The organism is Paraburkholderia rhynchosiae (assembly GCF_002879865.1).
In the GTDB taxonomy this organism is placed as follows: domain Bacteria; phylum Pseudomonadota; class Gammaproteobacteria; order Burkholderiales; family Burkholderiaceae; genus Paraburkholderia; species Paraburkholderia rhynchosiae.
The window spans coordinates 1-24,082 of the sequence record NZ_PNXY01000036.1; the positions used below are offsets into that span (position 1 = coordinate 1).

The 24,082-nt window shown below is 62.1% G+C and carries 22 protein-coding genes and 1 pseudogene; 13 read left to right on the forward strand and 10 right to left on the reverse strand.

All coding sequences use genetic code 11. The features are described from left to right. Positions 1–203: 203 nt before the first annotated feature. On the reverse strand, positions 204–1,067 hold the full coding sequence (locus C0Z16_RS31275; RefSeq protein WP_102635915.1) for an SDR family oxidoreductase: 864 nt from the start codon (positions 1,065–1,067) through the stop codon (positions 204–206). Between the two features lie 101 nt (positions 1,068–1,168). Here C0Z16_RS31275 and C0Z16_RS31280 point away from each other — a divergent pair, with 101 nt between their 5' ends. After that, positions 1,169–2,068, forward strand: coding sequence for a LysR family transcriptional regulator (locus C0Z16_RS31280; protein WP_102635916.1), 900 nt, complete (start codon positions 1,169–1,171; stop codon positions 2,066–2,068). A gap of 229 nt (positions 2,069–2,297) precedes the next feature. On the opposite strand, the gene C0Z16_RS31290 is transcribed toward C0Z16_RS31280, so the two are convergent. Continuing rightward, on the reverse strand, positions 2,298–3,302 hold the full coding sequence (locus tag C0Z16_RS31290) for a LysR family transcriptional regulator (protein WP_244201422.1): 1,005 nt from the start codon (positions 3,300–3,302) through the stop codon (positions 2,298–2,300). A 110-nt stretch (positions 3,303–3,412) separates the two neighbouring features. Between C0Z16_RS31290 and C0Z16_RS31295 the strand changes: the two genes are divergently transcribed. Then, positions 3,413–4,147, forward strand: a complete 735-nt coding sequence (locus C0Z16_RS31295) for an SDR family oxidoreductase (protein ID WP_102635917.1) — start codon at positions 3,413–3,415, stop codon at positions 4,145–4,147. A gap of 291 nt (positions 4,148–4,438) precedes the next feature. Here the strand turns inward: C0Z16_RS31295 and argC are convergent, their stop codons facing one another. After that, positions 4,439–5,368, reverse strand: coding sequence for an N-acetyl-gamma-glutamyl-phosphate reductase (gene argC, locus C0Z16_RS31300; RefSeq protein ID WP_102635918.1), 930 nt, complete (start codon positions 5,366–5,368; stop codon positions 4,439–4,441). A 122-nt stretch (positions 5,369–5,490) separates the two neighbouring features. Here argC and C0Z16_RS31305 point away from each other — a divergent pair, with 122 nt between their 5' ends. The 5 genes from C0Z16_RS31305 to C0Z16_RS39655 all read left to right on the forward strand — a co-directional run bounded on the left by C0Z16_RS31305 (position 5,491) and on the right by C0Z16_RS39655 (position 9,283). Continuing rightward, entirely contained in the window at positions 5,491–6,375 is an 885-nt protein-coding gene (locus C0Z16_RS31305; RefSeq protein ID WP_102635919.1) for a LysR family transcriptional regulator, read from the forward strand. Between the two features lie 213 nt (positions 6,376–6,588). Further along, positions 6,589–6,780: a hypothetical protein gene (locus tag C0Z16_RS31310; protein ID WP_146014382.1), complete on the forward strand. Its 192-nt coding sequence runs from the start codon at positions 6,589–6,591 to the stop codon at positions 6,778–6,780. Positions 6,781–6,987: 207 nt separating this feature from the next. Then, positions 6,988–8,040 (forward strand): extracellular catalytic domain type 2 short-chain-length polyhydroxyalkanoate depolymerase, encoded by a 1,053-nt coding sequence (locus C0Z16_RS31315; protein WP_244201423.1) that lies wholly within the window; start codon positions 6,988–6,990, stop codon positions 8,038–8,040. 356 nt (positions 8,041–8,396) lie between these two features. After that, a complete protein-coding gene (gene ligD, locus C0Z16_RS39500; protein ID WP_341867645.1) occupies positions 8,397–8,699 on the forward strand; it encodes a non-homologous end-joining DNA ligase LigD in 303 nt (100 codons plus the stop codon). A gap of 353 nt (positions 8,700–9,052) precedes the next feature. After that, positions 9,053–9,283 carry a plastocyanin/azurin family copper-binding protein gene (locus tag C0Z16_RS39655; protein WP_407070712.1) on the forward strand — a complete coding sequence of 77 codons (231 nt, stop codon included), beginning with the start codon at positions 9,053–9,055 and terminating at the stop codon, positions 9,281–9,283. 45 nt (positions 9,284–9,328) lie between these two features. Here C0Z16_RS39655 and C0Z16_RS31330 read toward each other — a convergent pair. The 3 genes and pseudogenes from C0Z16_RS31330 to C0Z16_RS39660 all read right to left on the reverse strand — a co-directional run. After that, positions 9,329–9,915: pseudogene (locus tag C0Z16_RS31330) on the reverse strand (YncE family protein); the annotation flags it as partial. 73 nt (positions 9,916–9,988) lie between these two features. Beyond that, positions 9,989–11,248 (reverse strand): MFS transporter, encoded by a 1,260-nt coding sequence (locus C0Z16_RS31335; RefSeq protein ID WP_102635923.1) that lies wholly within the window; start codon positions 11,246–11,248, stop codon positions 9,989–9,991. Positions 11,249–11,256: 8 nt separating this feature from the next. Further along, positions 11,257–11,676 (reverse strand): Fe-Mn family superoxide dismutase, encoded by a 420-nt coding sequence (locus C0Z16_RS39660; protein ID WP_407070711.1) that lies wholly within the window; start codon positions 11,674–11,676, stop codon positions 11,257–11,259. Between the two features lie 84 nt (positions 11,677–11,760). On the opposite strand from C0Z16_RS39660, the gene imuA reads away from it, so the two are divergent. The 5 genes from imuA to C0Z16_RS31370 all read left to right on the forward strand — a co-directional run bounded on the left by imuA (position 11,761) and on the right by C0Z16_RS31370 (position 18,512). Beyond that, positions 11,761–12,468, forward strand: a complete 708-nt coding sequence (gene imuA / locus C0Z16_RS31350; protein ID WP_102635924.1) for a translesion DNA synthesis-associated protein ImuA — start codon at positions 11,761–11,763, stop codon at positions 12,466–12,468. Continuing rightward, on the forward strand, positions 12,398–13,879 hold the full coding sequence (locus C0Z16_RS31355) for a Y-family DNA polymerase (protein WP_175130770.1): 1,482 nt from the start codon (positions 12,398–12,400) through the stop codon (positions 13,877–13,879). The genes imuA and C0Z16_RS31355 overlap by 71 nt, the downstream gene beginning before the upstream one ends. A 5-nt stretch (positions 13,880–13,884) precedes the next feature. Further along, the gene (locus tag C0Z16_RS31360) at positions 13,885–17,034 is read left to right on the forward strand and encodes an error-prone DNA polymerase (RefSeq protein WP_102635926.1); all 3,150 of its coding nucleotides are present in this window, start codon (positions 13,885–13,887) and stop codon (positions 17,032–17,034) included. Positions 17,035–17,151: 117 nt separating this feature from the next. After that, complete coding sequence (locus C0Z16_RS31365) at positions 17,152–18,111, forward strand: SOS response-associated peptidase family protein (protein WP_102635927.1); 960 nt, start codon at positions 17,152–17,154, stop codon at positions 18,109–18,111. Between the two features lie 167 nt (positions 18,112–18,278). After that, on the forward strand, positions 18,279–18,512 hold the full coding sequence (locus C0Z16_RS31370; protein ID WP_146014383.1) for a hypothetical protein: 234 nt from the start codon (positions 18,279–18,281) through the stop codon (positions 18,510–18,512). A 517-nt stretch (positions 18,513–19,029) separates the two neighbouring features. On the opposite strand, the gene C0Z16_RS31375 is transcribed toward C0Z16_RS31370, so the two are convergent. From C0Z16_RS31375 to C0Z16_RS31390, 4 genes are all read right to left on the reverse strand, one after another. Further along, positions 19,030–20,046, reverse strand: coding sequence for a Gfo/Idh/MocA family protein (locus tag C0Z16_RS31375; protein ID WP_102635929.1), 1,017 nt, complete (start codon positions 20,044–20,046; stop codon positions 19,030–19,032). Between the two features lie 127 nt (positions 20,047–20,173). After that, on the reverse strand, positions 20,174–21,010 hold the full coding sequence (locus C0Z16_RS31380; RefSeq protein ID WP_102635930.1) for a shikimate dehydrogenase family protein: 837 nt from the start codon (positions 21,008–21,010) through the stop codon (positions 20,174–20,176). 170 nt (positions 21,011–21,180) lie between these two features. After that, positions 21,181–21,633, reverse strand: coding sequence for a cupin domain-containing protein (locus C0Z16_RS31385; RefSeq protein WP_102635931.1), 453 nt, complete (start codon positions 21,631–21,633; stop codon positions 21,181–21,183). A gap of 121 nt (positions 21,634–21,754) precedes the next feature. After that, positions 21,755–23,188: an MFS transporter gene (locus C0Z16_RS31390; protein WP_102635932.1), complete on the reverse strand. Its 1,434-nt coding sequence runs from the start codon at positions 23,186–23,188 to the stop codon at positions 21,755–21,757. A gap of 84 nt (positions 23,189–23,272) precedes the next feature. Between C0Z16_RS31390 and C0Z16_RS31395 the strand changes: the two genes are divergently transcribed. After that, positions 23,273–24,082 (forward strand): IclR family transcriptional regulator, encoded by an 810-nt coding sequence (locus tag C0Z16_RS31395; RefSeq protein ID WP_102635933.1) that lies wholly within the window; start codon positions 23,273–23,275, stop codon positions 24,080–24,082.

Sequence of the window (24,082 nt, forward strand, 5' to 3'; positions counted from 1 at the left end):
CGGCTCGTCAGACGGGCATCGCCCAGATTTGCCGCGCCGAATTCGATGTCGGCCCAGTCGTCCTGGTCATCCTGATTGTCGGTCGAAGGCAATTACGTGTAGTTCCTGTGGCGGTGCCTCAAGTTAACACCGCCTCAAGCTGTTTACAAGCGCTATCCCCGCGCAGATGTGGGTAATCCTGAGGCCACGGACGGGGGCGAAGGTCAGCCAGCGAGCCCGGCGGCGAAATCGCGGTACGAGTGCAGCGGGCGGCCCAGAATGCTGACGAGTCGCTGGACATCGCCGGCCTCCGGTACCATGCCGTCGCTGACGTAGCGCTCGGCCATCAGGCGCATTTCATACGCCATCCACTTTGGCAGGAAGTTCGCCAGATTCTGCTCGAATTGGGCGGGATCGTCCCCGCCGTAGGCAACCGCACGGCCAAGAAGCTCCGACCAGATGGAGGCCAGCTCCGTACCCGTCAACGTGTCAGGACCAACGAGGTTGATGACTTCGACAGGCAGTTTGCCGGGCGCCTGATCCCGACGCAGCAGTTCAATCGCCGCGACCTCCGCAATGTCGCCGGTGTGGACCATCGCGACTCCCTTGCTGCCAATGGGCATCGGGTAGACGCCATGATTGACGAGAACGTCCCTGACCATCAGCTCGTTATCCATGAAGTACGCCGGACGCAGGATAGTGGCGCTGAAGCCCATCTGTTCGATCATCCGCTCGGCGCCGGACTTCACTGCAAAATGCGGCACGTTCACGAAGCGCTCGGCGTGCATGACCGACAGGTAGACCACGCGCTCGACGCCGGACTCACGAGCAACGTTGAGCGTGATGAGCGCCTGGGTGAATTCGTCGCCTGCCACGGCGTTAAGCAGGAACAGTGTGCGGACGCCGGCGAGCGCTCTGCGCAGGGAGTCGATATCGAGCATGTCGCCCTGTACCACAGCCACTCCGGCGGGAAAGTCGGCCTTCGAGGGATCGCGCACGAGCGCGCGCACGTCGGCTCCACGGGTGGCAAGCTGATTGACGACCTGGCGGCCGACACGACCGGTGGCGCCGGTAACGAGAATAGTCATGGTGTTACTCCTTGAGTTGGTTGGGACGCCTCCAAGGTAAGTGATCCATATCCGGTCCGGAAGATGCTATAACGAGGCGGGGTATCTCACTGGTGGAACGCATGGATCTTCTCGCTCTCGCTGATTTCAACCTGGTCGCCCGTCACGGGAGCTTCGGCGAGGCCGCTCGTGCGGCGGAGCGTCCGAAAGCTACGCTCTCGCGCAGGGTCAGCGAACTCGAACACAGCCTTCGTGTCAGGCTGTTTGAACGTGGACCGCGCGGATTGAAACTCACGCAGGAAGGACGTGCCCTATACGAGCGGACGGGTGCGCTCCTCGCCGAGCTTACCGAGAGCGCCGCTGCCATCACATCCGGTAGCGAACAACCGCGCGGTCGACTACGCATCAGCGCGCCGGCGCTCTTTTCCCAGATCGCCATGGGCAAGCTGGTCGCCACGTTCGCGTTGAAATATCCCGAGATCCGGCTGGAAGTGACGACGGAAGATCGCCCCGTCGATATGGTCGAGGAAGGGTACGACCTGGTGATCCGCGTCAACCCCGATCCTGACGAGAGCCTGATCGGCCGGGTGTTCCTGCGCGACCGGCTGGTCGTCGTGGCTAAGCCGGGCTTGGCGCGACCGACGGGCAAGTCCAGTGTTCCAGCTGTCCTTCGCGGGGAGCATGATCGGATTGCTTCGTGGGATGTCACAGGCCCGAAGGGAAAATCGTGCATATCGATCACGCCGGTTGCTTACCTGTCGTCGTTGATCATGGTTCGCGATACCGTTCGTCTCGGCGTGGGTGCCGCTAGCTTGCCACTTTCGCTTGTGAGCCATGACATCGCAGCCGGCAGACTTGTGCATTGGGGTGATCTGGATGGCCCTGACGTCGCACTATGGGCGCTTTATCCTTCGCGGCGCTTGTTGAGCCCTCGCGTTTCCGCCTTTCTCGATCACCTCAAGGAAGCATTCCCCCTGGGAAGACCCGAGGAATTGGCTGGATTTATAGGATCGGAACCGTGAGGCCGGTGCGGACCACAGGCTGCTCTTACGCTGAGTGCTAACGGCTGCGCGCCACCGCGTATGACCATCTTGTCATCCCGCAAGCGCGGCAAGGCATGGGCTTCCTATGATCGGGCCGTCGGGCACAAGTCGGCCATTTGCCGCCACGCACCTATCTCGCAACGCCGTCATTCGAAAGGCTGGTCCGCGCGGGAACCCGCCGGACGACGTATAAAATCGTCCACTGGCTCTAATCAAATCGCGTTGCGCTACTACTAGCAATTGCTCTTGCGACCACTGACGCGTCTCCCGAAAAACCTTGATCAGAAAGGCCAGTTCGGCGGGAGTCAACGGGTTTGCTGTCGTGCCCCAACGTTTCCTGGAGGAAGGCAATAAAACTCGCCAGTTTCGGTGGCATGTGCGCGTCGGGCAGGTGGACCACATGGATGGGCCAGGTCTGCGCTGGCCAGTCGGGAAAAAGACGAACAAGCCGACCCGCATCCAGATCTTCCTGCAGCATTACCTGGGGTTGAAAAATCACCCCCAGTCCCGCGAGCGCGGCTTCGCGAAGCGCGAGGCCGCCATTGACATCGAGACGGCCACGCACCGTGATGCGCTCCACGCCATTGCTGTCGGGACGTAGGAAACGCCACACACGTTCGGGTCCGGTTGCGACCATAAAAGCCAGGCAGTTGTGCTGCGCCAGGTCGGTTGGCACCTGCGGCTTCCCGTGGCGCGCCAGGTAGGCCGGCGATGCGCAGGCAATACGCGGCGAATGTGTCAACGGCCGCGCAATCAAGCCCGAGTCCGGCAGTACACCGGCGCGGATGGCGGCGTCGAAACCTTCTTCCGCCAGATCGACGAAGCGGTCGCTCAGGGACAGCTCGATTTGAACCGCAGGATAGCGGTCGAGGTACGAGGCAAGCGCCGGTACGAGCACACGCGTGCCATAGATAACCGGGCAACTCACCCGCAACCGGCCACGTGGGCTGCTCTGCATTTCTCGCGCGTCCAGCTCGGCGAAATCCACCAGCGCCAGAATTTCGAGGCATCGCGCGTGATAGCGCTTGCCCAGTTCGGTCAGGCTTTGACGCCGCGTGGTGCGATTCAGCAACCGGCCTTCGAGGCGTCGCTCCAGCTCGCGAATATGGTTGCCGACCATTGTAGGCGTCATACCGCTGCCTTCGGCCGCGGCGGTAAAGCTGCCGCGTTCGACCACGCGTGCAAATATCGCCATGCTGCTGAATCGATCCATTCGCAAGTTATGTTAAGAGGTGTTCGAAAACATGCTGTGTTTATCAAATCAAACTAAAGAATAATACTAGGGTCATGGCTTTATTCACAATCCACAGCGGGAACTTCACCATGACTATTGCAAGCAGGAACCTTCAGCATCAACACGTCGTTCTGCTGGGCGGCACTTCGGGAATCGGCCTTGCCACGGCCGAAGCCGCGCTGGCAGCCGGCGCCTCAGTGAGCGTTGTTTCGTCGCGCAGTGAGCGAGTCGCCGGAGCCGTCGCGAGGCTCGGCGACCGGGTCAAGGGGTATACGGTCGATCTGAGTAACGAGTCCGCCGTGCGCACGCTGTTCGGGCAAGTCGGCGCTTTCGACCATCTGGTCTATAGCGCTGGGGATTCGTTGCGAACCGGGACGCTCGCGGACATGGACTTCGCTACGGTCCGTCAGATCTTCGAAGTGCGAGTCTTCGGCGCCATTGCCGCCGTCAAACATGCGGCGCCGTATCTGCGTGCCGGTGGCTCCGTGGTGTTGACCAGCGGTATTGCGAGCGTGCGGCCACAAAAGGGTTGGGCGGCGCTGGCCAGCGTCTGCAGCGCGATGGAAGGTCTCACACGGGCACTCGCGGTGGAGTTGGCGCCTGTTCGCGTCAACCTCGTGAGTCCGGGTTTGGTGCGCACGCCGCTATGGGATGACCTGCCCGAATTCGAGCGCGAAGCGCTCTACGCCTCGAGTGGCGCGGCCCTGCCAGTCGGTCGTGTCGGCGAGGCGGAGGACCTCGCGCAAACGTACGTCTATTTGATGACCAATCGCTATGCTACGGGACAGACCGTAATTGTGGACGGCGGTGGCGTGCTGGTCTGATTGCCGCTACGCCCCGAAACCTGTCAATGATGTGATGCTTCGTCGATCGTCCGCAGTGGCTCGCGCAGCGCCCATCGGCGATTGGCGCAGACTGATTCTCCCTTCACCTGAAAGGAGAATCGTCATGGAAGCAACTATCACCTCGGGCGGCCCGGGGGCTTTCTGTGCGGGGGACGGTCCACAGCATCGGGCGTCAGTCGGGCCACTGTCAGACATTCGCAGGTTACGACCAGATTGGCGACAATCGTTGGCATGTAGGTACGGCCGAACGTTAGCTCAGTCCATCGGCCACTAGTGCCGCGTGAGCATCAGGTCCAGGTTCTGAACCGCAGCGCCGGATGCGCCTTTGCCAAGATTGTCGAAAACGGCGGACAGCAGGACATGCCCGTGTTCCATGTTAGGAAATACGCCTAAGCGCATGTCGTTCGTACCGTTCAGCGCTTGCGGATCCAGGTGCGTCAAGACACCCGCTTCATGCGGCGGCAAGACGCGCACGTGGGCCGCGTCCGCATAGTGGCGTGCGAGGCATGCATGTAACGTGGCGCCGTCCACGTCGGGTGCGAGCAGCCGCAAAGCCAGTGGCACCGTCAGCACAATGCCCTGACGAAACGCACCGTACGCAGGGACGAAGATGGGCCGCTGCGCGAGTCCGGCGTGAGTCTGAATCTCCGGGGTGTGCTTGTGCGCGAGTCCCAGACCATATACCTGGAATGAAGGCGCGTTGACGGCATCCTGCCCCTCGTGTTCCTCCACGCCGGCACGACCGGGTCCGGAGTAGCCGGACACCGCATGAATGGTGATGGGGTAATTGCCTGGTATGAGCCCAGCCTGCAACAGGGGACGCAGCAGGCCAATTGCCCCCGTCGGATAGCAACCGGGGTTGGTGACCCGACGGGCGCTCGCAATGCGCTCGGCTTGTCCCGGCGCCATTTCCGGAAAGCCGTATGTCCAGCCCGGCTGTGTGCGGTGGGCCGAACTTGCGTCGATGACTCTGACGGCAGGATTAACGATGGCGTCGACTGCCTCGCGTGCAGCGGCATCAGGCAAACAGAGAATGGCGATGTCGCAGGCGTTGATGGCTTCTGCGCGACGGCGCGCATCTTTGCGTTCTGCGGCGGCAAGCGTGAACAGCGTGATGTCGGTCCGATTGCGCAGCCGTTCGTGGATTTGCAGTCCGGTGGTGCCTTGGTCGCCATCGATGAAAACAATGGGAGTGCTCATACGCGGAATACTCCGAGTGGTGGTAACGGAAGAACGAGCTGCCATGTTCCCTGAACCGTTAGAATAGGAAAAGTTGAATTTCACAACATCAACATTCAGCTTTTCTGAATCCGGACGCCGATATGCGAGAGATCAGCCTGGACCGCTTGCGCACTCTGATCGCGATTACCGAGCGTGGCTCATTTGCCGATGCCGCGCGCGCGTTGAATCTGGCGCCTCCGACGGTCAGCCTCCATATCGCTGAACTCGAAGACCGCATTGGGGCGCCACTCCTGTCACGCAAGCGCGGCCAGGTAAGGCCGTCGGCGATAGGAGAGGTGCTGGTGGAGCGCGCGCGTCGACTGCTGGCCGATGCGGAGCAGGCGTTGGACGATATTCAACGCCAGGTGCAGGGGCTCGAAGGGCGCGTGCGGCTCGGTGCGTCGACCGGCGTGATCGCGTACCTGTTGCCGCAAGCGCTCGAGGTGCTGCGCCAGCACAATCCCGCAATCGAAATTCAGCTTGCGGTACTCACGTCGCATGAAACGCTGTCCCGATTGGCGGATGGGACGCTGGATGTCGGGCTGGTCGCGCTGCCTCAGCCCCCCGTGGCTGGACTCGTGATAAAGCCTTGGCGCCGCGATCCCGTGATGGCCTTCGTGCCGGCGCATTGGCGGTGCCCTGCCCGTGTGACGCCTGAGTGGCTCGCCGCTCAGCCGCTCATTCTGAATGACGCGACAACGCGTCTCTCGCGCCTGACGGCGGAGTGGTTTGCGACCGCGGGGCATCATCCTTCGCCCCGCATTCAGCTCAACTACAACGACGCGATCAAGAGTCTGGTAGCGGCAGGGTACGGCGCGGCGCTGTTGCCCCATGAGGCCACGACGCCGTTACCCGACAGGCGCGTCGTCATGCGTCCGCTGCGCCCGGCGTTGTGGCGTCGACTAGGCATTGCACACCGTGCAGGGCACGTTGAGCGTGCCACTCAACACGTACTCGATGTCTTGTGGGATCTGCGATTAGCGTAGGCGTTGCCAATTGCCGTTTCGTTTGCTCTCGCAGGGACAGTGGTCCTATTGCCTGCGACGACGAACCCGCTCGAATCGACCTACGATATGGGCTCTAGTCGGGCCGGTGGCTGACCCCGCGTGCGGCCCGCTTTGCCAGGTTCGGTCACAACGTTGTTGAGATAGCACTTTTGCCAGGCGATGAAGGCTTTTTGCATTGCCCAGCAGTTCCCCGTGAACACCGTACAGCGCGATTTTCAATTGCCGCCAAGGCCATTTGACGTTGTCGACCATCTCGGCACCTCAACGGTCTGGACAAGCATCATGCTGATAAGGCTTGCGATCTACGGTCGGCAGGAGCGAATTTTGCTGGATAGGGTCGCCCGCATCGCATGCGGCAATCGTCTGTCCGCGCTTTCTCGATGACTTGCCTTGAGCGAGTCTCAGGCGGAAGCTGGAACGGCCGGTAGTTTCGACGGGCGCAGCGGTGCGACTCATTTATTCCGCTCCGACAAGGAGACGACAATGATGACGATGGCGTTAGGCCTACGGTTGGCGTCGGCAGCTGTGTTAGCAATCGGCCTTGCCGGGTGCGGGGGTAGTGGCGATTCGGCCACCACGGATGCCGGTGCATTGGCAAAGGCGACGGCGTTAGCCGCCACCGGAAGCCCGACCGGGGACGGTAGATCGGGCACGTCCACGATCGTAAAACTTCAGCGCTATCAGATCGACCCCACGAAGGTCTTCGTCGCGGGTATTTCGTCTGGCGGTTTCGCGGCGGTGCAGATGCACGTCGCCCACTCTTCGACTTTCAAAGGGGCCGCTGTCTACGCTGGCGGGGTGTACTGGTGTGCCGGCGCCGGGGGAGCCGCGACAGCTTTGGCAAACTGTGGCGGCTTGACGCTTCCGTCGAATCAGGCGTCGTACAACAGCACGCTTACGGAATCCGAGGCGTATCTGGACGCACAATCGTCCCTCGGCACCATCGACCCGGCGACGAATCTGCGTGGGCAACCCGTCTACCTCTGGTCCGGCACGCAAGACGAAGTCGTCAATCCGCTCGAGATGGCCGACCTCAACTCGGAATATCAGCGTTATGGGGCCAATGTTCACTTCGACAGTGCGATTCCCGCCGAGCACGGCTGGGAATCGCCCGACGGCGAACTTGCATGCGGCACGCTCGGGAGCCCCTACATGGTGCGCTGCACGTCGAATGGCGCGGTCTACGATTCAGTAAAGACGTGGCTGACGATGTTCCTGGGCCCATTGAAACCGCGCAACGACGGAAAGCTGTCGGGTACGCTGTCTGCATTCGACCAAACTGAATTCGGGGCCTCGCCAAACGTTTCGATGAGTTCGGCTGGGAGCGTTTTTGTTCCCAAAGCCTGCGCCCAAGGGAAGCAGTGCGGATTCGTGCTCGCCCTCCACGGCTGCCTGCAGGAGGCATCACTTATCGGAAACCGCTGGGTCACCGAGGCCGGCATCAATGAATGGGCCGACACAAACGAACTCGTGGTCGTGTATCCCGACACGATCGCGTCGTCTGCGCCAGGGCCGACGAATCCGAATGCGTGCTTTGACTGGTGGGGCTACTCAAATCAATACGACCCGAACTACGCGCTCAAGAGCGGCTTGCAGATGTCGGTGCTCTACGCGATGGTGCAGCGCGTGACTGGCCGACCCTAGGGCCGTCGGGGCACAGTTCGAATCGGGCGGCCGTTTGCCGCTGGGAGCAGGGCTTGTCTGGATGCCAGATTAGGGATGAGCGTGGGGCCATCGAGGGCCGGCTTTTGACGTCCAACCGACGGAGATTTCTGGGGCACTCCTGTACTCCAGTATTGAACCGCCCGGAGACGGTGAACGCTGCCTGGTTCGACGTGATGCCGATGCGACGGCGCTGTTGCTCGGTTGCCGGTGATCGGTTTCCTCCGCTTCGACAGGCAACATAAAGCCCAAGGGTTCCATCGATCGATGGTGATTGCCGGATCGCTTCTACGCCGTCCTGGGATCAAAAGACGTGTGGGCCGGATATTCATCGCTACCTGAGCAACAGCCGCGGCGCCAGCACCGGCGCAGCGTTTTCCGTTCGCGCCCGCGGCGGCATGGTCGTCTCGATGCCGGTATCGTGGGAGGAGCTGAAGGATGTGCCGCGCGGCGACGAATGGACGATGGCCCACGCGGTTGAACGGCAGCGCACGCTCAAAGCCGACCCGTGGGACGGATACTCCGACGCCACGGCACGTGACTGGGGACAGCACTGTGGCCTGGGATGGCAAAGCGGCTACCTTATAGAACGGATGCAATCATGGCGCTATTGCGTCGACGAAAGATCGCGCCGACGCTGACGAACTCGCCTACTGGCTGGCGAATTGTTCCGGGCCATGACGGGAATAAATCAGCCGCGTCGGGCGTTTAGTACACGTTCCTCTCACGCGAAGCGTTCATCGCGTCTCTGTACGACCGCCGCTTGATGCACGGCAGGGGCACTGTCTTGATCCGGAAGGATACAACCATGCGTGACGCCTATCGAATTGCTGTTTTCGCCGCTGCGGCTGCACTCGGCACATTGCCGACCGTGGGCCGGGCACAGCGGACGGTCGAGGTGACGCTGCTGTCGAACTCAATCGAGCTCGATACGCATCGTGTCAGGAGCGGCCGAGTCACGCTCGATGTGACCAATTCTGCCGACAACAAGATGATGCATGAACTCGTCGTACTGAAGACTGACATCGCTGACAGTGCACTTCCGGTCCGCAACGCACACGTGCTCGAGCAGAAGCTGAGAAAGATTGGAGAAGTCGAGGATGTTGCACCAGGCAAGAGCAAGCGTGTGACGTTCAGGCTCACATCGGGCCGCTACGTCCTCATATGCAACAAGCCGGGCCACTATGCCGCCGGCATGCGCACAGTGCTTGTTGTTGCGCCGTAGGCCGCGAGATGGATTCGGCAACTTACTCTCTAGTACGTTTCCTGACGCCGTAGTGGTATCGGTCAATGGGTCGATTTCAACGAGTTCTCGCCGAGTCTGGACGTTCACGAAAATATGACGGGATGCAGGATCGTATTGCGTGTTGCCCGCTTCGCCACACAGCTGGATCGTGTTTATTCGCCGGTTGGCGCGCGTATCGATCACGGTTACCGTGCCGTCGGTTTCGTCCGAGACATAGAGTTTGCGGGAATCCGGTTCATACGCGATGCCGTCGGGATAGAGGCCACCCGGCACACGCGCCACAACGTGCATGCTTGCCTCGTCGATCGCGACGACCTCATTGGTACCCGTGGCAGACGCATAGACGCGCCCCAGTTCGGGCACGGCCAGCACGCCATGTACGGAAGCGAGATTGCCCGATGCGCGACACAACTCGCGAGTTCAGCGTATCGAAGACGATCACTTCACTGTCATCAAGATGAGCGATGAACAGCAGATGCCGGTCCGCGTCATAACTCATGTAGTCCAGACGCGCGGCGCGACCCGGCAACGGAATGTCAGCGATGTGGCTAAGCGGCAGGTCAGCCGCTGCCTGTCCGGCGGCAGCCGATGAAATGGCCGCATACCAGGATGCCGGCCGCTGCCGACAGCACGAGCAGGATTGCGTACCGCCATATGCTCCCACTCCGACTGCTTCAGTGCACATCATGGCGGACCTCCTTCCGGTCTGACGTGACGAAATGCGGCGAGCAATGAGAGATCGTAGGCGATCTTGAGCACGCCACACGCCACAAGCGGGACGGCCAGCCATCCGAGGCCCATCAATGCGCCCGACAGCGTAGGCGCGAGCGCTGACGCAAGGCTTCGTGGAACTGCCGTGAAACTCGCGGCAGCAGGACGCTCCTCGGGGGTCACCACTGACATGACGTAGGCGCTGCGCGTTGGCACGTCCATCTGCGACAATGCGCTGCGCGCGAGGAGAAGCGCTAAGCTAAGCGGCAGGGATGTCGAGAACGCGGCGGCGATCAGGCACAGACTCGATGGAATATGTGTGAACACCATCGTGTTGAGAAGGCCGATCTTTCGCGAAAGCGGAACTGCGGCCAGTTGCGAGCCGGCACTCAGAATGCCTGTCCAGAAAAAGAACAGGCCTGCTGTGTCGAGCGCGAGCCCGAACCGCTGGATCAGCCACAAGGCGAGCAACGAGTTGACGAGAAGGCCGCCTGCGAACGCATCGACACTGAAAAGCAGTGCCAGGCGAATCACGATTGCGCGTGATGGCCCGAGCGGCGCACGCGCGACTTGGCCCGGCGACTCGCGCATGGGCAAATGCAAGTAGAGAAGCAGGATGGCTAACCCGGCCAGCGCATAAACGACGAACATGATGCGCATAGCGCAAAGCTCTGATGTGCCCAGATGAGCCGCGAACCGGTCAGGTAGACTGGCAGCGAGCGCACCCACTGCCGCGGACAATGCGCCGACCAGGCTATAGCGCGCGAAGAGCGAAGTGCGCGCGTCGCCATGCGCGGATTCCGCGAGCCTTGCATGTTCGAGTGGGAGAAAGAGGCTGACGTCGCCGGAACTCGGATTCAGCGTGCCGATGAAGGCGACGACCAGCAGCGGCCAGAGCGATGAAAGGCTTGCGAACGCGAGACCGGTCGCCATCATGAGCGCCGCGGCAAACAGCAGCAACACGCGCAGCGCGAAGCGATTGCCTACGAGTCCCACGAGAACCGTCGCGAGAGCTGAACCGAAGAGCGTTGTGGTGCTGATCAAACCGACGGCCAGTTGTCCAAATCCGAGCCGAAGCAGATAGACGGGCAGCAGCACTGCGATAAAACCGTCGCAGATGCCGCGCAAACCGCGAGCCGCAAGCAGCGCCGACACGCCGGGTTCCGCGCCTGCGGGCAGCAGGAGTGCGGAAAGCCGGACACGAGTGATCGCCGACGGCCGGTTGCATCGCATGACAGTCTTTACGCGCGCGTCGCTGTCTGAAGCCGCGAAGCCGCGTTGTCCCAATTGACGATGCTAAAAAGCTGATTGACGTAGTCGTTGCGCCTGTTCTGATACTTCAGGTAGTAGGCGTGTTCGAAGACGTCGAGAACGAGGATGGGCTGAATGCCCCATGCCGTTAGCTTCTGGTGATTCTCACACTGAAGGATCATCAGCTTTCCCGTGGCGGCACCGCCAACGTGCCAGACGTTAGTTCGGACGGGCGCGGCGGTGCCCACCAGGCGACCGTTCTCGCACGCATAGGGCGTCGCCTCGCCGGCCTTGCCGCGGCGAATGGCCTCATCGATTTCCTGCTCCCCGAACGCCGATTTCATCTGCGCCACGAATGCCGCGATTTCCGCCATGGGATGACTGACAGGCTTGCGCGCACGCATATCCATCACTATCTACTCCCGAAAAAAGTGCCCGTTCGCTGCTACGAAAATCCGTGTAGGATACTGTACATCCATACAGGTTTTCCCGCAATGACATCCGCCATGCCGTCCCCCGAAGCGATACACCCGTCCCTGTGGCGGGCGTCCCAGCTCGCGCGGGGCCGCGGCCGGGTGGTCGATACGGGCTACCCGGCGCTGTCAGCCGAGTTGCCGGGCGGCGGGTGGCCAGTGGGTGCGCTGGTGGACCTGCTTGTGCAGCAGCCGGGCGTGGGCGAACTGCGGCTGCTGCGGCCCGCACTGAGCGCCGCCGGCAGCCGGCCCATTGCCTTCGTGCAGCCGCCGCATACACCGGACGGGCTCGGCCTCAGCTATATCGGCCTCTCGCTCGACCAGGTGCTGCGCGTCAAGGCGCAGAAGACCTCGGATGCGCTGTGGTCCGCGGAACAGATTCTCCGGGCGGGAAGCTGCGGCGCGCTGATTTTCTGGGCGCAGTATGCGCAGGCTTCGTCGTTGCGGCGCCTGCATCTGGCGGCGCAGTCGTCGGAGACGCTGTTCGTCATGGTGCGGCCGCTCGCGAGCGCTCAGGACGCGTCGCCGGCGCTGTTGCGGCTGGCGCTCAGACCGTCTGCCGACGGTCTGGCCGTCGACATCGTGAAACGACGAGGGCCCTCGCGCACGGAGCCCCTGGCGATTGCCCTTCAACCCACTCCCGTTCTGCTGTCACGACATGCGCGTCTTTCTCGCCGTTCACCTGCCGAAGTTGCCGCTCGAGGTCTTCAGACCGAAGTGGTCGTCTGAGCCCGCTCACGGCAGTGTCGTGCTCGAGAAGGACAAGGTCGTCATCGCGGACAGCGTCGCGCGCACAGCTGGCGTGCGGCTCGGGATGAAACGCGGTGGCGTGCTGACGCTCTCGCCTGAGACAGAGATGCACGAGCGCGATTTTGCCCGGGAGCAGGCGGCGCAACGCGAAGTCGGCACGGCGCTAATGCGCTTTTCGCCCGACGTCGCGCTGCTCGATGAAGCGACGGTCGTCGTGGAAATAGGCGCGAGCTTGCGCCTCTTTGGGGGACTGCTTGCGCTGTGCCGCGAGGCGAAAGTGCTGCTGGCCACGCTCGGCCTGACCGCGCGCGTGAGCGCCGCGCCGACCGGGCAGGGCGCATGGCTGCTGGCCCGCTATGCGAAGGGGAACTGCTCGCGGCGCGTGCTGAAGCTCTCCACGCTCGAACAGCGGCTCGACGGGCTACCAATGGTCGCGGTCCCCGAGGTGCGCGAGTTCGCCGACTGGTTCGCGGGGCTCGGCTGCGAAACCATCGCCGACATCCGCCGGTTGCCGCGCGCCGGACTGCAGCGGCGCTGCGGCGAACATCTGCTGGACTCGCTCGACCGCGCGTTCGGCACCGCGCCGGAACTGTTCGACTGGCTCGAACTGCCGCCCACGTTCTCGGCGCGCATCGAGATGCCGGACCGGCTCGAACATGCGGACGGCGCGGTGTTCGGCGCGCATCGGCTTATCGTCCAGCTGTGCGGATGGCTCTGCGCAAAGCAGCTGGCGGTCACTGCAATACGCCTGTCGCTGGAGCACGAGCGGGGGCGCGATGCCATCGAAGCGAGCACCATCGACATTGCTCTCGGCGAGCCAACGTGGCGCGAAGAACACCTGGTCAGGCTGCTCAAGGAGCGCCTGCATCGCATCGAACTCACCGCGCCGGTCATTGCACTGCGTCTGGACGCCTCAAAGGTCGAGTCCGCTGTGCCCGGGTCGGATACGCTTTTTCCTGAGTCCGGCGGCTCGAAGGAAGACCACGCGCGGCTGCTCGAACTGCTGGTCGCACGGCTCGGTGAAGAGAATGTGCTGCGGCCCGCGCCGAGCGCGGACCATCGTCCCGAAGTCGCCAACTCATGGGTGCCGGTCACGCAACCCATGAAGCTGGCAGTCATCCCGGAAGGCCTGCCGCGGCCCACATGGATGCTGGACAACCCGGTGCGGCTGCTCACGCGCCAGCATCGTCCGTTCTATGGCTCGCCGCTGCGCATGGTGTCGCCGGGCGAGCGCATCGAGGCGGGCTGGTTCGATGGCGAACTGGTGACACGCGACTACTTCGTGGCCCAGGCTGAGGACCAGAGCTGCTACTGGATTTACCGCGAACGGGTGAGCAGCCGCGACGCCGAAGAAGACCCGCGGTGGTTCCTTCATGGCCTTTTCGGATGACAGCCATGGACACCCCCTTCAGCATGCTGCCGGCATATGCCGAGCTATTCTGCCTCTCCAATTTCTCGTTCCTGCGTGGCGCGTCGCACGCCGAGGAACTCGCTGAGCGCGCTGCGCAACTCGGCTACTCGGCGCTTGCGATTACCGACGAATGCTCGCTCGCTGGCGTCGTGCGCGCGCATGTCGCGGCGAAAGAAGCGAAGCTGCCGTTTATCGTCGGCTCGTACTTTCGCCTCGTGAACGCGGACGGCTCGCCGGCCTTCGGGATCATCCTCCTTGCAAAAAATCGCGAGGGCTACGGCAACCTGTCGGAGCTCATCACGCTCGCACGCACCCGCGCGCCGAAGGGTGAATACCGGCTCACGCCGCAGGACCTGTCGCGACCGGAGAAGGAATGCCGGCATCTGCTGGGCGTACCGGATTGCCTCGCGATTCTGGTGCCGAACTTCCCCGCAAAAGAGGATGTGCTCGATGCCCAGGTCGAATGGCTGGACGAGACATTTCCCGCGCGGGCATGGGTCGGACTCGTATTGCATCAGCGGGCGTTGGATGACATTCACCGCGGCGCGGTCGAATTCGTCGCGCGCAACCGCGACGTGCCAGTGGTCGCACTCGGCGAAGTGCTGATGCACGTGCGTTCGAGAAAACCGCTGCAGGACACGATAACCGCCATCCGCGTCGGCAAGCCGGTTCATGAATGCGGCTACGAGCTTGCGCCGAATGCCGAGCAGCATCTGCGCTCGCGGCTGCGGCTGGCCAATCTGTATCCACCGGAGGCACTCGCCGCCACCGTCGACATTGCCGCCCGTTGCACGTTCTCCCTCGATGAACTGCGCTACGAGTATCCGGACGAACTGGTGCCGCCCGGATTCACGCCGACCGCCTATCTGCGGCAGGAGACGTACGTCGGCGCCCAGCGGCGCTTTCCGTCGGGCATTCCGCACCATGTGCAGGAGCAGATTGAGCACGAACTCGAACTGATTGCCGACCTGCAGTACGAGCCGTATTTCCTGACGGTCTACGACCTGGTCCGCTTTGCGCGCAGTCAGCACATCCTGTGTCAGGGGCGCGGCTCGGCGGCCAATTCGGCGGTGTGCTACTGCCTCGGTGTCACCGAGGTAGACCCCGCGCGCGGCAACATGCTGTTCGAGCGCTTCATCTCGAAGGAGCGCGGCGAGCCGCCTGACATCGACGTGGACTTCGAGCATCAGCGGCGTGAAGAAGTCATCCAGTACATCTATCGCAAGTACGGGCGCGACCGTGCGGCAATTGCCGCGGCCGTCTCGACCTATCGCGCGCGTGGTGTGTTGCGCGAAACGGGCAAGGCGCTCGGCGTGGACCTGCAGATAGTCGATGCGGTGGCGAAGTCTCATCACTGGTTCGATAACAGCGCCGATCTGCTCAAGCGCTTCGAGGAGTGCGGGCTGAATCCGGACACACCGCTCATCCGCGCGTGGGCCACGCTTGCCGCACAACTCTATGGCTTTCCGCGGCACCTGTCGCAGCACTCGGGCGGGTTCGTTATCAGTCGTGGCAAGCTCACGCGGCTCGTGCCGGTCGAGAACGCCGCGATGGCGGACCGCAGCGTCATCCAGTGGGACAAGGACGACCTTGAATCGCTCGGGCTGCTCAAGATTGACGTGCTGGCGCTCGGCATGCTGTCGGCCATCCGTCGCACGCTCGACCTCGTGTCGGAGCAGCGCGGCGAGCGTTTCGAGATGCAGGACATTCCCGCTGAAGACGAGGCGACGTACGACATGATTTCGGCGGCCGACACGGTGGGCGTTTTCCAGATTGAATCGCGTGCGCAGATGTCGATGCTGCCACGCATGCGGCCGCGCACCTTCTACGACCTCGTGATTGAAGTGGCCATCGTGCGGCCGGGCCCAATCCAGGGCGGAGCGGTTCATCCTTACCTGCGCCGTCGCCAGGGCTTTGAGCCTGTCACCTATCCGAGCGATGCGCTGAAGACGGCCCTTGGCCGCACCCTGGGGGTGCCGATTTTCCAGGAGCAGGTGATGCAGGTCGCGATTCTGGCCGCGGGCTTCACGGCGGGCGAGGCTGACCAGTTGCGGCGCGCGATGGCCGCATGGAAGCGCAAGGGCGGGCTTGGAAAATACTATGACCGCATCGTGCTCGGGATGCAGGAGCGGGGCTATGACCTTGCGTTCGCGGAGGCCATCTTCGAGCAGATAAAAGGTTTCGGTGAGTACGGTTTTCCGGAGAGTCATGCCGCGAGTTTCGCGCTGCTCGTGTATGCGAGCAGCTGGCTCAAATGCCATGAGCCGGAGGCATTTCTCGCCGCGATGCTCAACAGCCAGCCGATGGGCTTCTATTCGCCGTCGCAGCTGGTACAGGACGCGCAGCGGCACGGTGTGAAGGTGCTGCCGGTCGATGTGACCATCAGTGGGTGGAACTCGTCCCTGGAGCGTATTGGGGATGCTGGACGGCCCGCGGTGCGCCTCGGTCTCTCGCTGCTGCGCGGCATGAAGGAGGGCACAGCCGAGCGCATTGAAAATGCGCGCGCGGTACGGCCCTTCGTGAGCGTGAAGGGCCTGGCGCGCCGCGCAGCGCTCGACCGCCGGGATCTGCATATCCTGGCTGACGCCAATGCGCTGGCTTCGCTTGCCGGCAACCGGCGCGAGGCGCTGTGGCAGTCCGTCGCTGCCGTGCCTGAGAAGGACATGCTGGCCGTCGCCGCCGTGGAGGATGAAACGCCGGAACTGGGCGCTCCTTCGGAAGCGCACGACATCGTGGCGGACTACCGCTCGGTGGGTCTCACGCTAGGCCGCCATCCGCTCGAACTGTTGCGCCCGCAACTGCTCGCCAGCCGCCTGATGCCAGCGTCGACGTTGCGGACCTATCGCGACGGTCAGCTTGCCCGTGGCTGCGGCCTCGTCACCGTGCGGCAGCGGCCCGGCACCGCGAAAGGCGTGGTGTTCGTCACCCTCGAAGACGAGACCGGTAACGTGAACGTCATCATCTGGCCGGGCCTGTTGGAAAAGCAGCGCAAGGAAGCGCTCAGTGCGTCGCTGCTGGCGGTCTATGGCGTATGGCAATGCCAGGGCGAGGTCCGGCATCTGGTCGCGCAGCGGCTCGTCGATATGTCGCACCTGCTGGGTGGCCTGCATGCTGCCAGCAGGAATTTCTGCTGAGCGGTTTCCGCTTCGAGCGGTCGTCAACGCTGACCGTGTGCGTGCAGGGAAGGTGTAGATTGACGGAGAACTGGCTGCATCAGCGACCCATTCATGAGACGGATACCGGAGGAACCGATGTGCTACTCGGCCCAGATTCAGGCGGACTATCGCAAGTTCGTGCGGATGTTCGGCGCCACCATGAGCATCAGGGAGTTCGCGCGCCTCTTCTTCGAGCGGGCCGAGGGCAGCAGGGCTAAAGTGCCCAGGGCGATGGAGGATGCGTTTGCCAACCCGCAGTCCGACGCCGAACGGGAAATCAGGGCGCATATCGACCGGTTCAATGCGGACGAGACCGTGCGACTGGAGCAGGACCTGTTCAGACACCGCACGCGGCTCGCGGAAGCCGAGCGGTCCCTGCAGACCAGAGTTACGAAGAAGGCCACTGAAAGCAGGCGCATTGCCACCGACAAAATCGCGTGGACGCTTGCGAGACTCGACGACATCCGTCGCACCGACCCGCAGCCGCGCGACTCGCGCATCTTTCCGGGGCATTACGCGCCCGTGATGGTAGTGGAGAATGGCCAGCGCGTAGTCAAGCCGATGCGATACCAGTGTCGCATTGCGGGCAAACCGGCAACGCATGATGCAAAGTTTCCAGGTGCATATAACGCGCGCCGCGACAGTCTCGAAGCATTCTGGAGGCCGCTCTTCGGCTACTCGCATGGCGTACTTGTGGTCAATGCTTTCTATGAAAACGTGAGCAAAGCGAAGATGGAGGGCAGGGTGCTCGCCGACGGCGAGGAAGATGAAAACGTTGTGCTGGAGTTTCGTCCGCGGCCGCCTCACGACATGCTGGTCGCATGCCTGTGGTCGCACTGGTCCGCGCCCGGTGAGCCCGACCTGTTGTCATTTGCGGCCATTACGGATGAGCCGCCGCCCGAAGTCGCCGCGGCGGGTCACGACCGCTGCATCATTGCGCTCAAACCGGAAAATCTCGACGCGTGGCTCAATCCTGATTCCAGCAATCTCGCCGCGCTACATGCCATCCTCGAAGACTGCGACCGGCCATACTATGAACACCGGTTGGCCGCATGACGATGATAGCGACCATCTTCCTGGGATAGCATGTCACGACGAACAATCCGCTGAACCTCGACCTTCGTACACGTGCCGGACTGCCTTGCGTACGGCTTGCCTCGCATCTTCTGGCACGGCAGATGACGGGTGAATGGTTATCCGTCGAACACGTCGTGGAGTCGACCGTGCTGTGGCTGACTACAAGCGCCGGAGGGGCTGATGTAATGCAGCGGGTCATGCTGTCGGCCAGGGCGCGGGATATCGCCCAGGGTCTGGAGGCCACGTTGCAACCTGCGGTGACGCCGAAAATCGTAACGACGCTGTTCTGCAAAAATCTGCGCCTCGATTTCCGCTCGCCAGTAGCGGGAGATATCTACCAGCACTGCCTCACGCAACTGTTCAATTCCGGCTGCTTCTGAACAGGTCAACCGGTGCGTTGCATCGTTCATGCACGACGTCTCCGGCCTCTTTGTCCTGTAGCGGTGGCGACTATACGTCCCGCCGGTTCATACATCAGTTTCCTGCGCTGCTGCGGCGCGATCGTGAAGTCCCGTGCCAAACTTCCGTAGCAGACCCACTCCGGTCAGACAATTTTCTTCAAACCGGTCAGTCGGCCAAATTGAGGTTTTGCAAACGGAAGTGCCACTAAGCGGCCATTGGCGACCTCACCCAATCGGCCACAAGCAGCCATCTACCCACGAGCGACTGCGGTCATTCGAACGTCGGCAAGTGGGCCCCGAAGCCGACGTACGCACTCGCCTGTTGGGACCCAAGAGACGGAGGCCTTGTACGGTCCGAGGTCGCGGCCGATTCGTTCATGCAATAGGTTCTTAGGTCGCGAGCAGCTGCTACACATGGTGCGGCGATTGACAACAAGCCACCTTCGGCGCATTCATGTCCGCTGTCTCGCGATCTTCTTGCACTACAGATTTGTGACTAGAACGCGGGATCCAGTTCAATGGAAACTCCGCCCTGTCGGGCCGATGCGTAGGCGGCGTCCATGACTTGCATCATCAGCTCTGCATCCCGCAGCGATGCGATCGGCTTTGCGCCCGTCTGGCTTTCGGCGAGGACGCGCTTGACGAACAACGGATAATAGACGTCTGTCTCAAGCTGAAGGCGGCGGCTGCGCGTGCCGGCGGAAAGATGATTTCTGTCGCGAAACTCGATTCTGTCAGGGCCAGACTTCGCGTACATACGATCTGAAGCAAGGGTGAAAGAAAATTCGCGCTGCTCGTCGGGGGTACTGGGAAAACTGTATCCCGTCTCTACTGAGCCGATTACGCCGTCTTCGGTTTGCATGGTCAGCAGCGAATAGTCTTCAACGGCACCTCGATGCGTTCTTGAGTTCATGACGGCGGAGACACGGGCGATTTCCTTGCCAGTGAGCAACCGAAACAGGTCGATGAAGTGCGTAGCCACATTGATTGTCGATCCGCCGCCAGAGTACACGGGATCGAGCGCCCACCCGGAACCTGCGGCTTCGTATCGACCGGGCGGGCCCACAATGAAGCGGAACGACATGTAGTTGAAGTCCGATGGTATGCGCCCCTCGGCGTCTTCGAGTGAGCGGAGCAATTCGCTCATTCGGAAGATCAACGGTACCGCGCAGTAAAGATTGGCTTTCTCGGCCAGTGTGCGAAGTCGAGTGACTTGCGCCATATTCACGCCGCACGGCTTTTCCAGCGCGAACGGAATGTTCCGCGTGATCACCGCCTCAGCGAGCGCCGGCATCTCAGAATGCCGACCGAATACAAAAGCGAAATCGACCTCCTCGCGCTCCAGCAGCTCACAGGCCGACGAGTACAGCTTGCTTCCGAAACGTGCGGCGATCGCTTCACCTTTCACGTGCTCTGCATCCGACACGGCAACGACCTCGATTCCTGGTGCTTCAAGCGCATCGAGGTAGAGCGGCATATGCCAATGGCTGGCCTCCAGCAAGGCGACTCGCATACCTATTCTCCTTTGAAATTTATCCGACTTTGTTCAATCCGAAGTCACCTAGCGAGGAACTATGCTGGTGGCGCTTTTCGGCTAATGTTTAGCATGGCGATCGCGTGGCTGTTGCGTTACGCAGCGCTCATCGCATGCCGTCGCCCGGCGCCGGGCGGCCACCAGGGCGGTAGTCAAATCCAAGAAAACGCAGTGCGTACAGCGCCTGCCCTTGATGCATCGGACCGCCGTCCTGAGTACGGCACCCGCGCGCGCGCGCGGCCCGACGAAGCGGCGTCGGCTCGGCCGCATTAACGATGTCGACGACGATGGCGCCGGGAGCGAGCCGCTCCGGATCAACTGGCATCGGATCGTTCTCTTTCATGCCAAGCGGCGTGGCGTTGATTACGACATCGAACCCGTGCGGATCGGGTGGCCCGGAGCGTGTGGGGCAGCCCGTTTCCGCAGCAACAGATGCTGCTAGTTCGTCGGCCCGATGCCCATCGACATCCGATATGGTCAGTTCGCTGGCGCCTGCGGATGCGATAGCAAATGCGATAGCGCTTCCTGCGCCTCCAGCGCCGACGAGAAGCACCGACTTATTCGCCGGATGGTTGCCTTCCCACTGCATCCCAAGGACGCAGCCGACGCCATCTGATATCGCGCCGACCCAGCGCCCATCTGCTTCACAGCGGATGACGTTCACTGCGCCGACCTGGCGAGCCGTCGAATCTAGCTCGTCGACAAGTGCGAGCATCCGTTGCTTGTGCGGCATCGTGACCAGCAGACCGGACAGATTGCTCATCGCACGTGCACCGGTGACGAAGGCAGGCAGGTTGTCCGCCTTGACGCAGAAAGGCACGCAAACAGCGTCGGCGCGCTGCTCGATAAACAACCGGTTCAACAATTGTGGCGACTTGGCCGCGCTCAGCGGGTCGCCTATTAGCCCGTAGAGTCGCGTTGTGCCCGAGATTTGTGTTTGCATTGCGGCCTCACGTTAAGTGTGAAACGAAGTCAATTTCTGCATGTCCGCGGCGGCCCACAACGTCGAAATCCGTTTGCTATGAACTACCTGCCTTGCCGAAATCGCAGCGGGCTCAGCAAGCAGATGCGCTCATTGGCGGATACCGGCCATCACGCTGAGCCGGACGCGCGTTACCTCCACGGTTCCGGCGGCTCCGGCAGATCCCACGTCCCGAAGACGGCGGGCTCGTTGATCTCAATAACTTCGAGGTCATCCGAGCGCCACATTACGTTGTGCGGAACGCCGGCGGGCTGAGCCAGACCGTCACCGGCGCTAAGCGTGACGTCTCCCTGAACCCCGGCGAATCGGAACGTGACCGATCCGCGCAGCACATACAGGTAGTGTCCGGTCATGTCATGCCAGTGCCAGCCGGTGGGCTCGATGAACGGCTTAAGAGCGCGAATATGCTTCGCCCCGATGCGACCGTTGGTGACGGTGGCGAGCCCAAGATCGCGATATTCAGAGTCGGCGCGCAGCCCCTCCTGGTTCCAAGGTGTGTCCGCCGCGCTAGTCCGCGCAAACGTGCTTAGGGACTGCGCGAGTTGTCGCGGGCCGTCGTAACGCGGCGTGCCTTCGTTATGCATGTGCCTTCTCCTCTATTGCTTCATGTGCTTCAAATCGCTGAGGCGGGCAACCGATGAGCACATCGTCCCAGCGCGACTTGCGCCACACGGTGGTCGCGGGAAGTCACAGCGACGCAGGCGGCTAAGACCGGAATTCATTGGCAAGCTCCCGTGCATCGGCATCCTTGCTGGTCGCGGCCATCGCTTCTCTGCGTAGGCGTTCATATTCCGCCTTGGGTACAGGAATCGCGTTGCGGTCGCCGAGATCGTCGAGGCGGATTCGGTACGTCTCCCTGGTGGAGAAGGCGGCAAACGCGGCAACCAGACAAATGCCGAATGTGAGACAGCCAATCTTCAACGGGATGTTGGTGGACCCCGGAGGCGCGACGGCGACGAAAAGCGACGGCAGCAAGGCAGACAAAGTCGTCCCTACGTTCTGTCCAATCGCCATGCCGGTGACACGCACGCGCGTGCGGAACAGTTCGGGGAAAAGACTCGGGAAGACGCCGTTGAAGCCCTGGTAAGCGACGCCCCACATGAGCACCGAGAAGACCAGTGAGAGCAAGATACTGTGGATGCTGATGGCGTACAGGTAGCCGAAAGCGAAGATACCGGAACTCACAACGCCGACGATAACGGGGGGCCTGCGACCGATCTTGTCCGAGAGGTTGCCGACGAGCGGGATCAGTATCACCGAGCACAGGTTGCCGAGAACCGGCACCCACAGAAAGACGGCGGCAGGAAAGCCAATGCCGTACGCCGGCTGGACGGCATAGGTCGCGCCGAAGACCGTGGCCAAAAGCGCGGTGACCGCGGCAAGTGCCATGCAGACAACGCGCAAAACGTCGCCCCAACTCTGCCGCAGGACCTCGGCGACCGGCGAGGCAGGAATTTTGCCGCGTGCCTGCTCCTCGGAGAAAGCCGGGGTTTCGTCGACCTGACGGCGAATTATGTAACCCGTGACGATCACGACGATGCTCAGCAGGAACGGAATGCGCCAACCCCATGCGGTGAACTGGCCCTTTGGCATGAAATGCGCGAGAGGCAGGAAGACCGCTGCCGCCATGAGCTGTCCGGCTTGCGACCCTTGCAGGGTAAAGCTCGCGAAGTAGCCGCGCCGACCGAACGGCGCATGTTCGAGAATCATCGAACTGGCGCCGGAGAGCTCTCCGGCGACCGCGAATCCCTGAATGAGCCGCAGGGCGACGAGCAACACGGGAGCCCAGATGCCGGCCTGCTGGTACGTGGGCAAAAGCCCCACGCCTATCGTCGAAATGCCCATCAGCATCATGCAGAAGATCATCACCGCCTTACGCCCATGGCGGTCACCCCAATGCCCAAGAACCATCGCGCCAATCGGACGGGCCACGTAGCCGACACCAAAGGTCGCCAGCGATGCAACGATGGCGACGGTTGGGTTGCCCGACGGGAAAAAAAGCTGCGGAAATATTAGCGACGCCGCGGTCGCGTAGATGAAAAAATCGTAGTACTCGAGTGCTGTGCCAATCCAACCACTGGCTGCGGCGATCTTCGATTGGCGCTTGCCATGGGGCGTCGCCGGTGCTTTAGCGTTCATGCCTGTCTCCGTCGTAATTGACTTTCCGATGCCTCTGATCTATTGTTGTAACACCGTTCCATTTGGAAGGATGTTACGCAGATTATGAGAGTTGTCAAGGGAGCAGTTGACCGTTCGCTGCAAGCGATCGAGTTGCTCGCACGTGAGGCGCGCTGGATGCGAATGTCCGACATCGCTGCCGAGCTCGAGCTGGAGAAAGGCCCTGCCCACCGAGTGCTTGCGCAGTTGTGCGAGCAGGGCTGGGCCGAGCAGGACGTACACACATCCCAATACCGTCTGACTCTGAAGCTTTCCCTGCTCGGTCAGCGGTACTTGCATGGGCTTGGCTTGCCGGGCCTGGTGCAGCCGATCCTCGACGAGGTAGCGGCGCAGTGCCGGGAACTGGTTCGCCTAACCGTCGTCAGCGAAGGAACGCTTGCATGGCTGGCGTCCTCCCAAGGCGCGGCACCGGGTCTCATGTATTCGCCGTCCATGGATAGCCCGATTACCTTGCATGCGACGGCCAACGGGAAGGTGTGGCTGGCATCGATGTCAAACGACCGGGCGGTCGAATGTGCATTGGGTGGCGGGCTCGGAAAAGCTGCCGCCCGCGCGTGCGGGCCTAAAGCGATCACGAGCATCGAGCAGTTGCTTCCCGAGCTGGAACTGACTAGACAGCGCGGCTATGGGCTGGTTGTAGAAGAAGCTGAACCCGGCGTTGCCGCTTTAGCGGTGCCCGTGCAGTCGCTAACCGACGGCACGGTGGTCGGCACGATGAGCATTGCGGGACCCGTAATGCGTGTTCAACCCGGGCGTTATGACGACTTCTACGCGTTGTTGAAAGAGGCGGCTTCGAAGCTAGGCGCGGTATGGCCGCGTCAGCGTGTTGGGGCTAACGTCAGTGAGGCGGCTTGA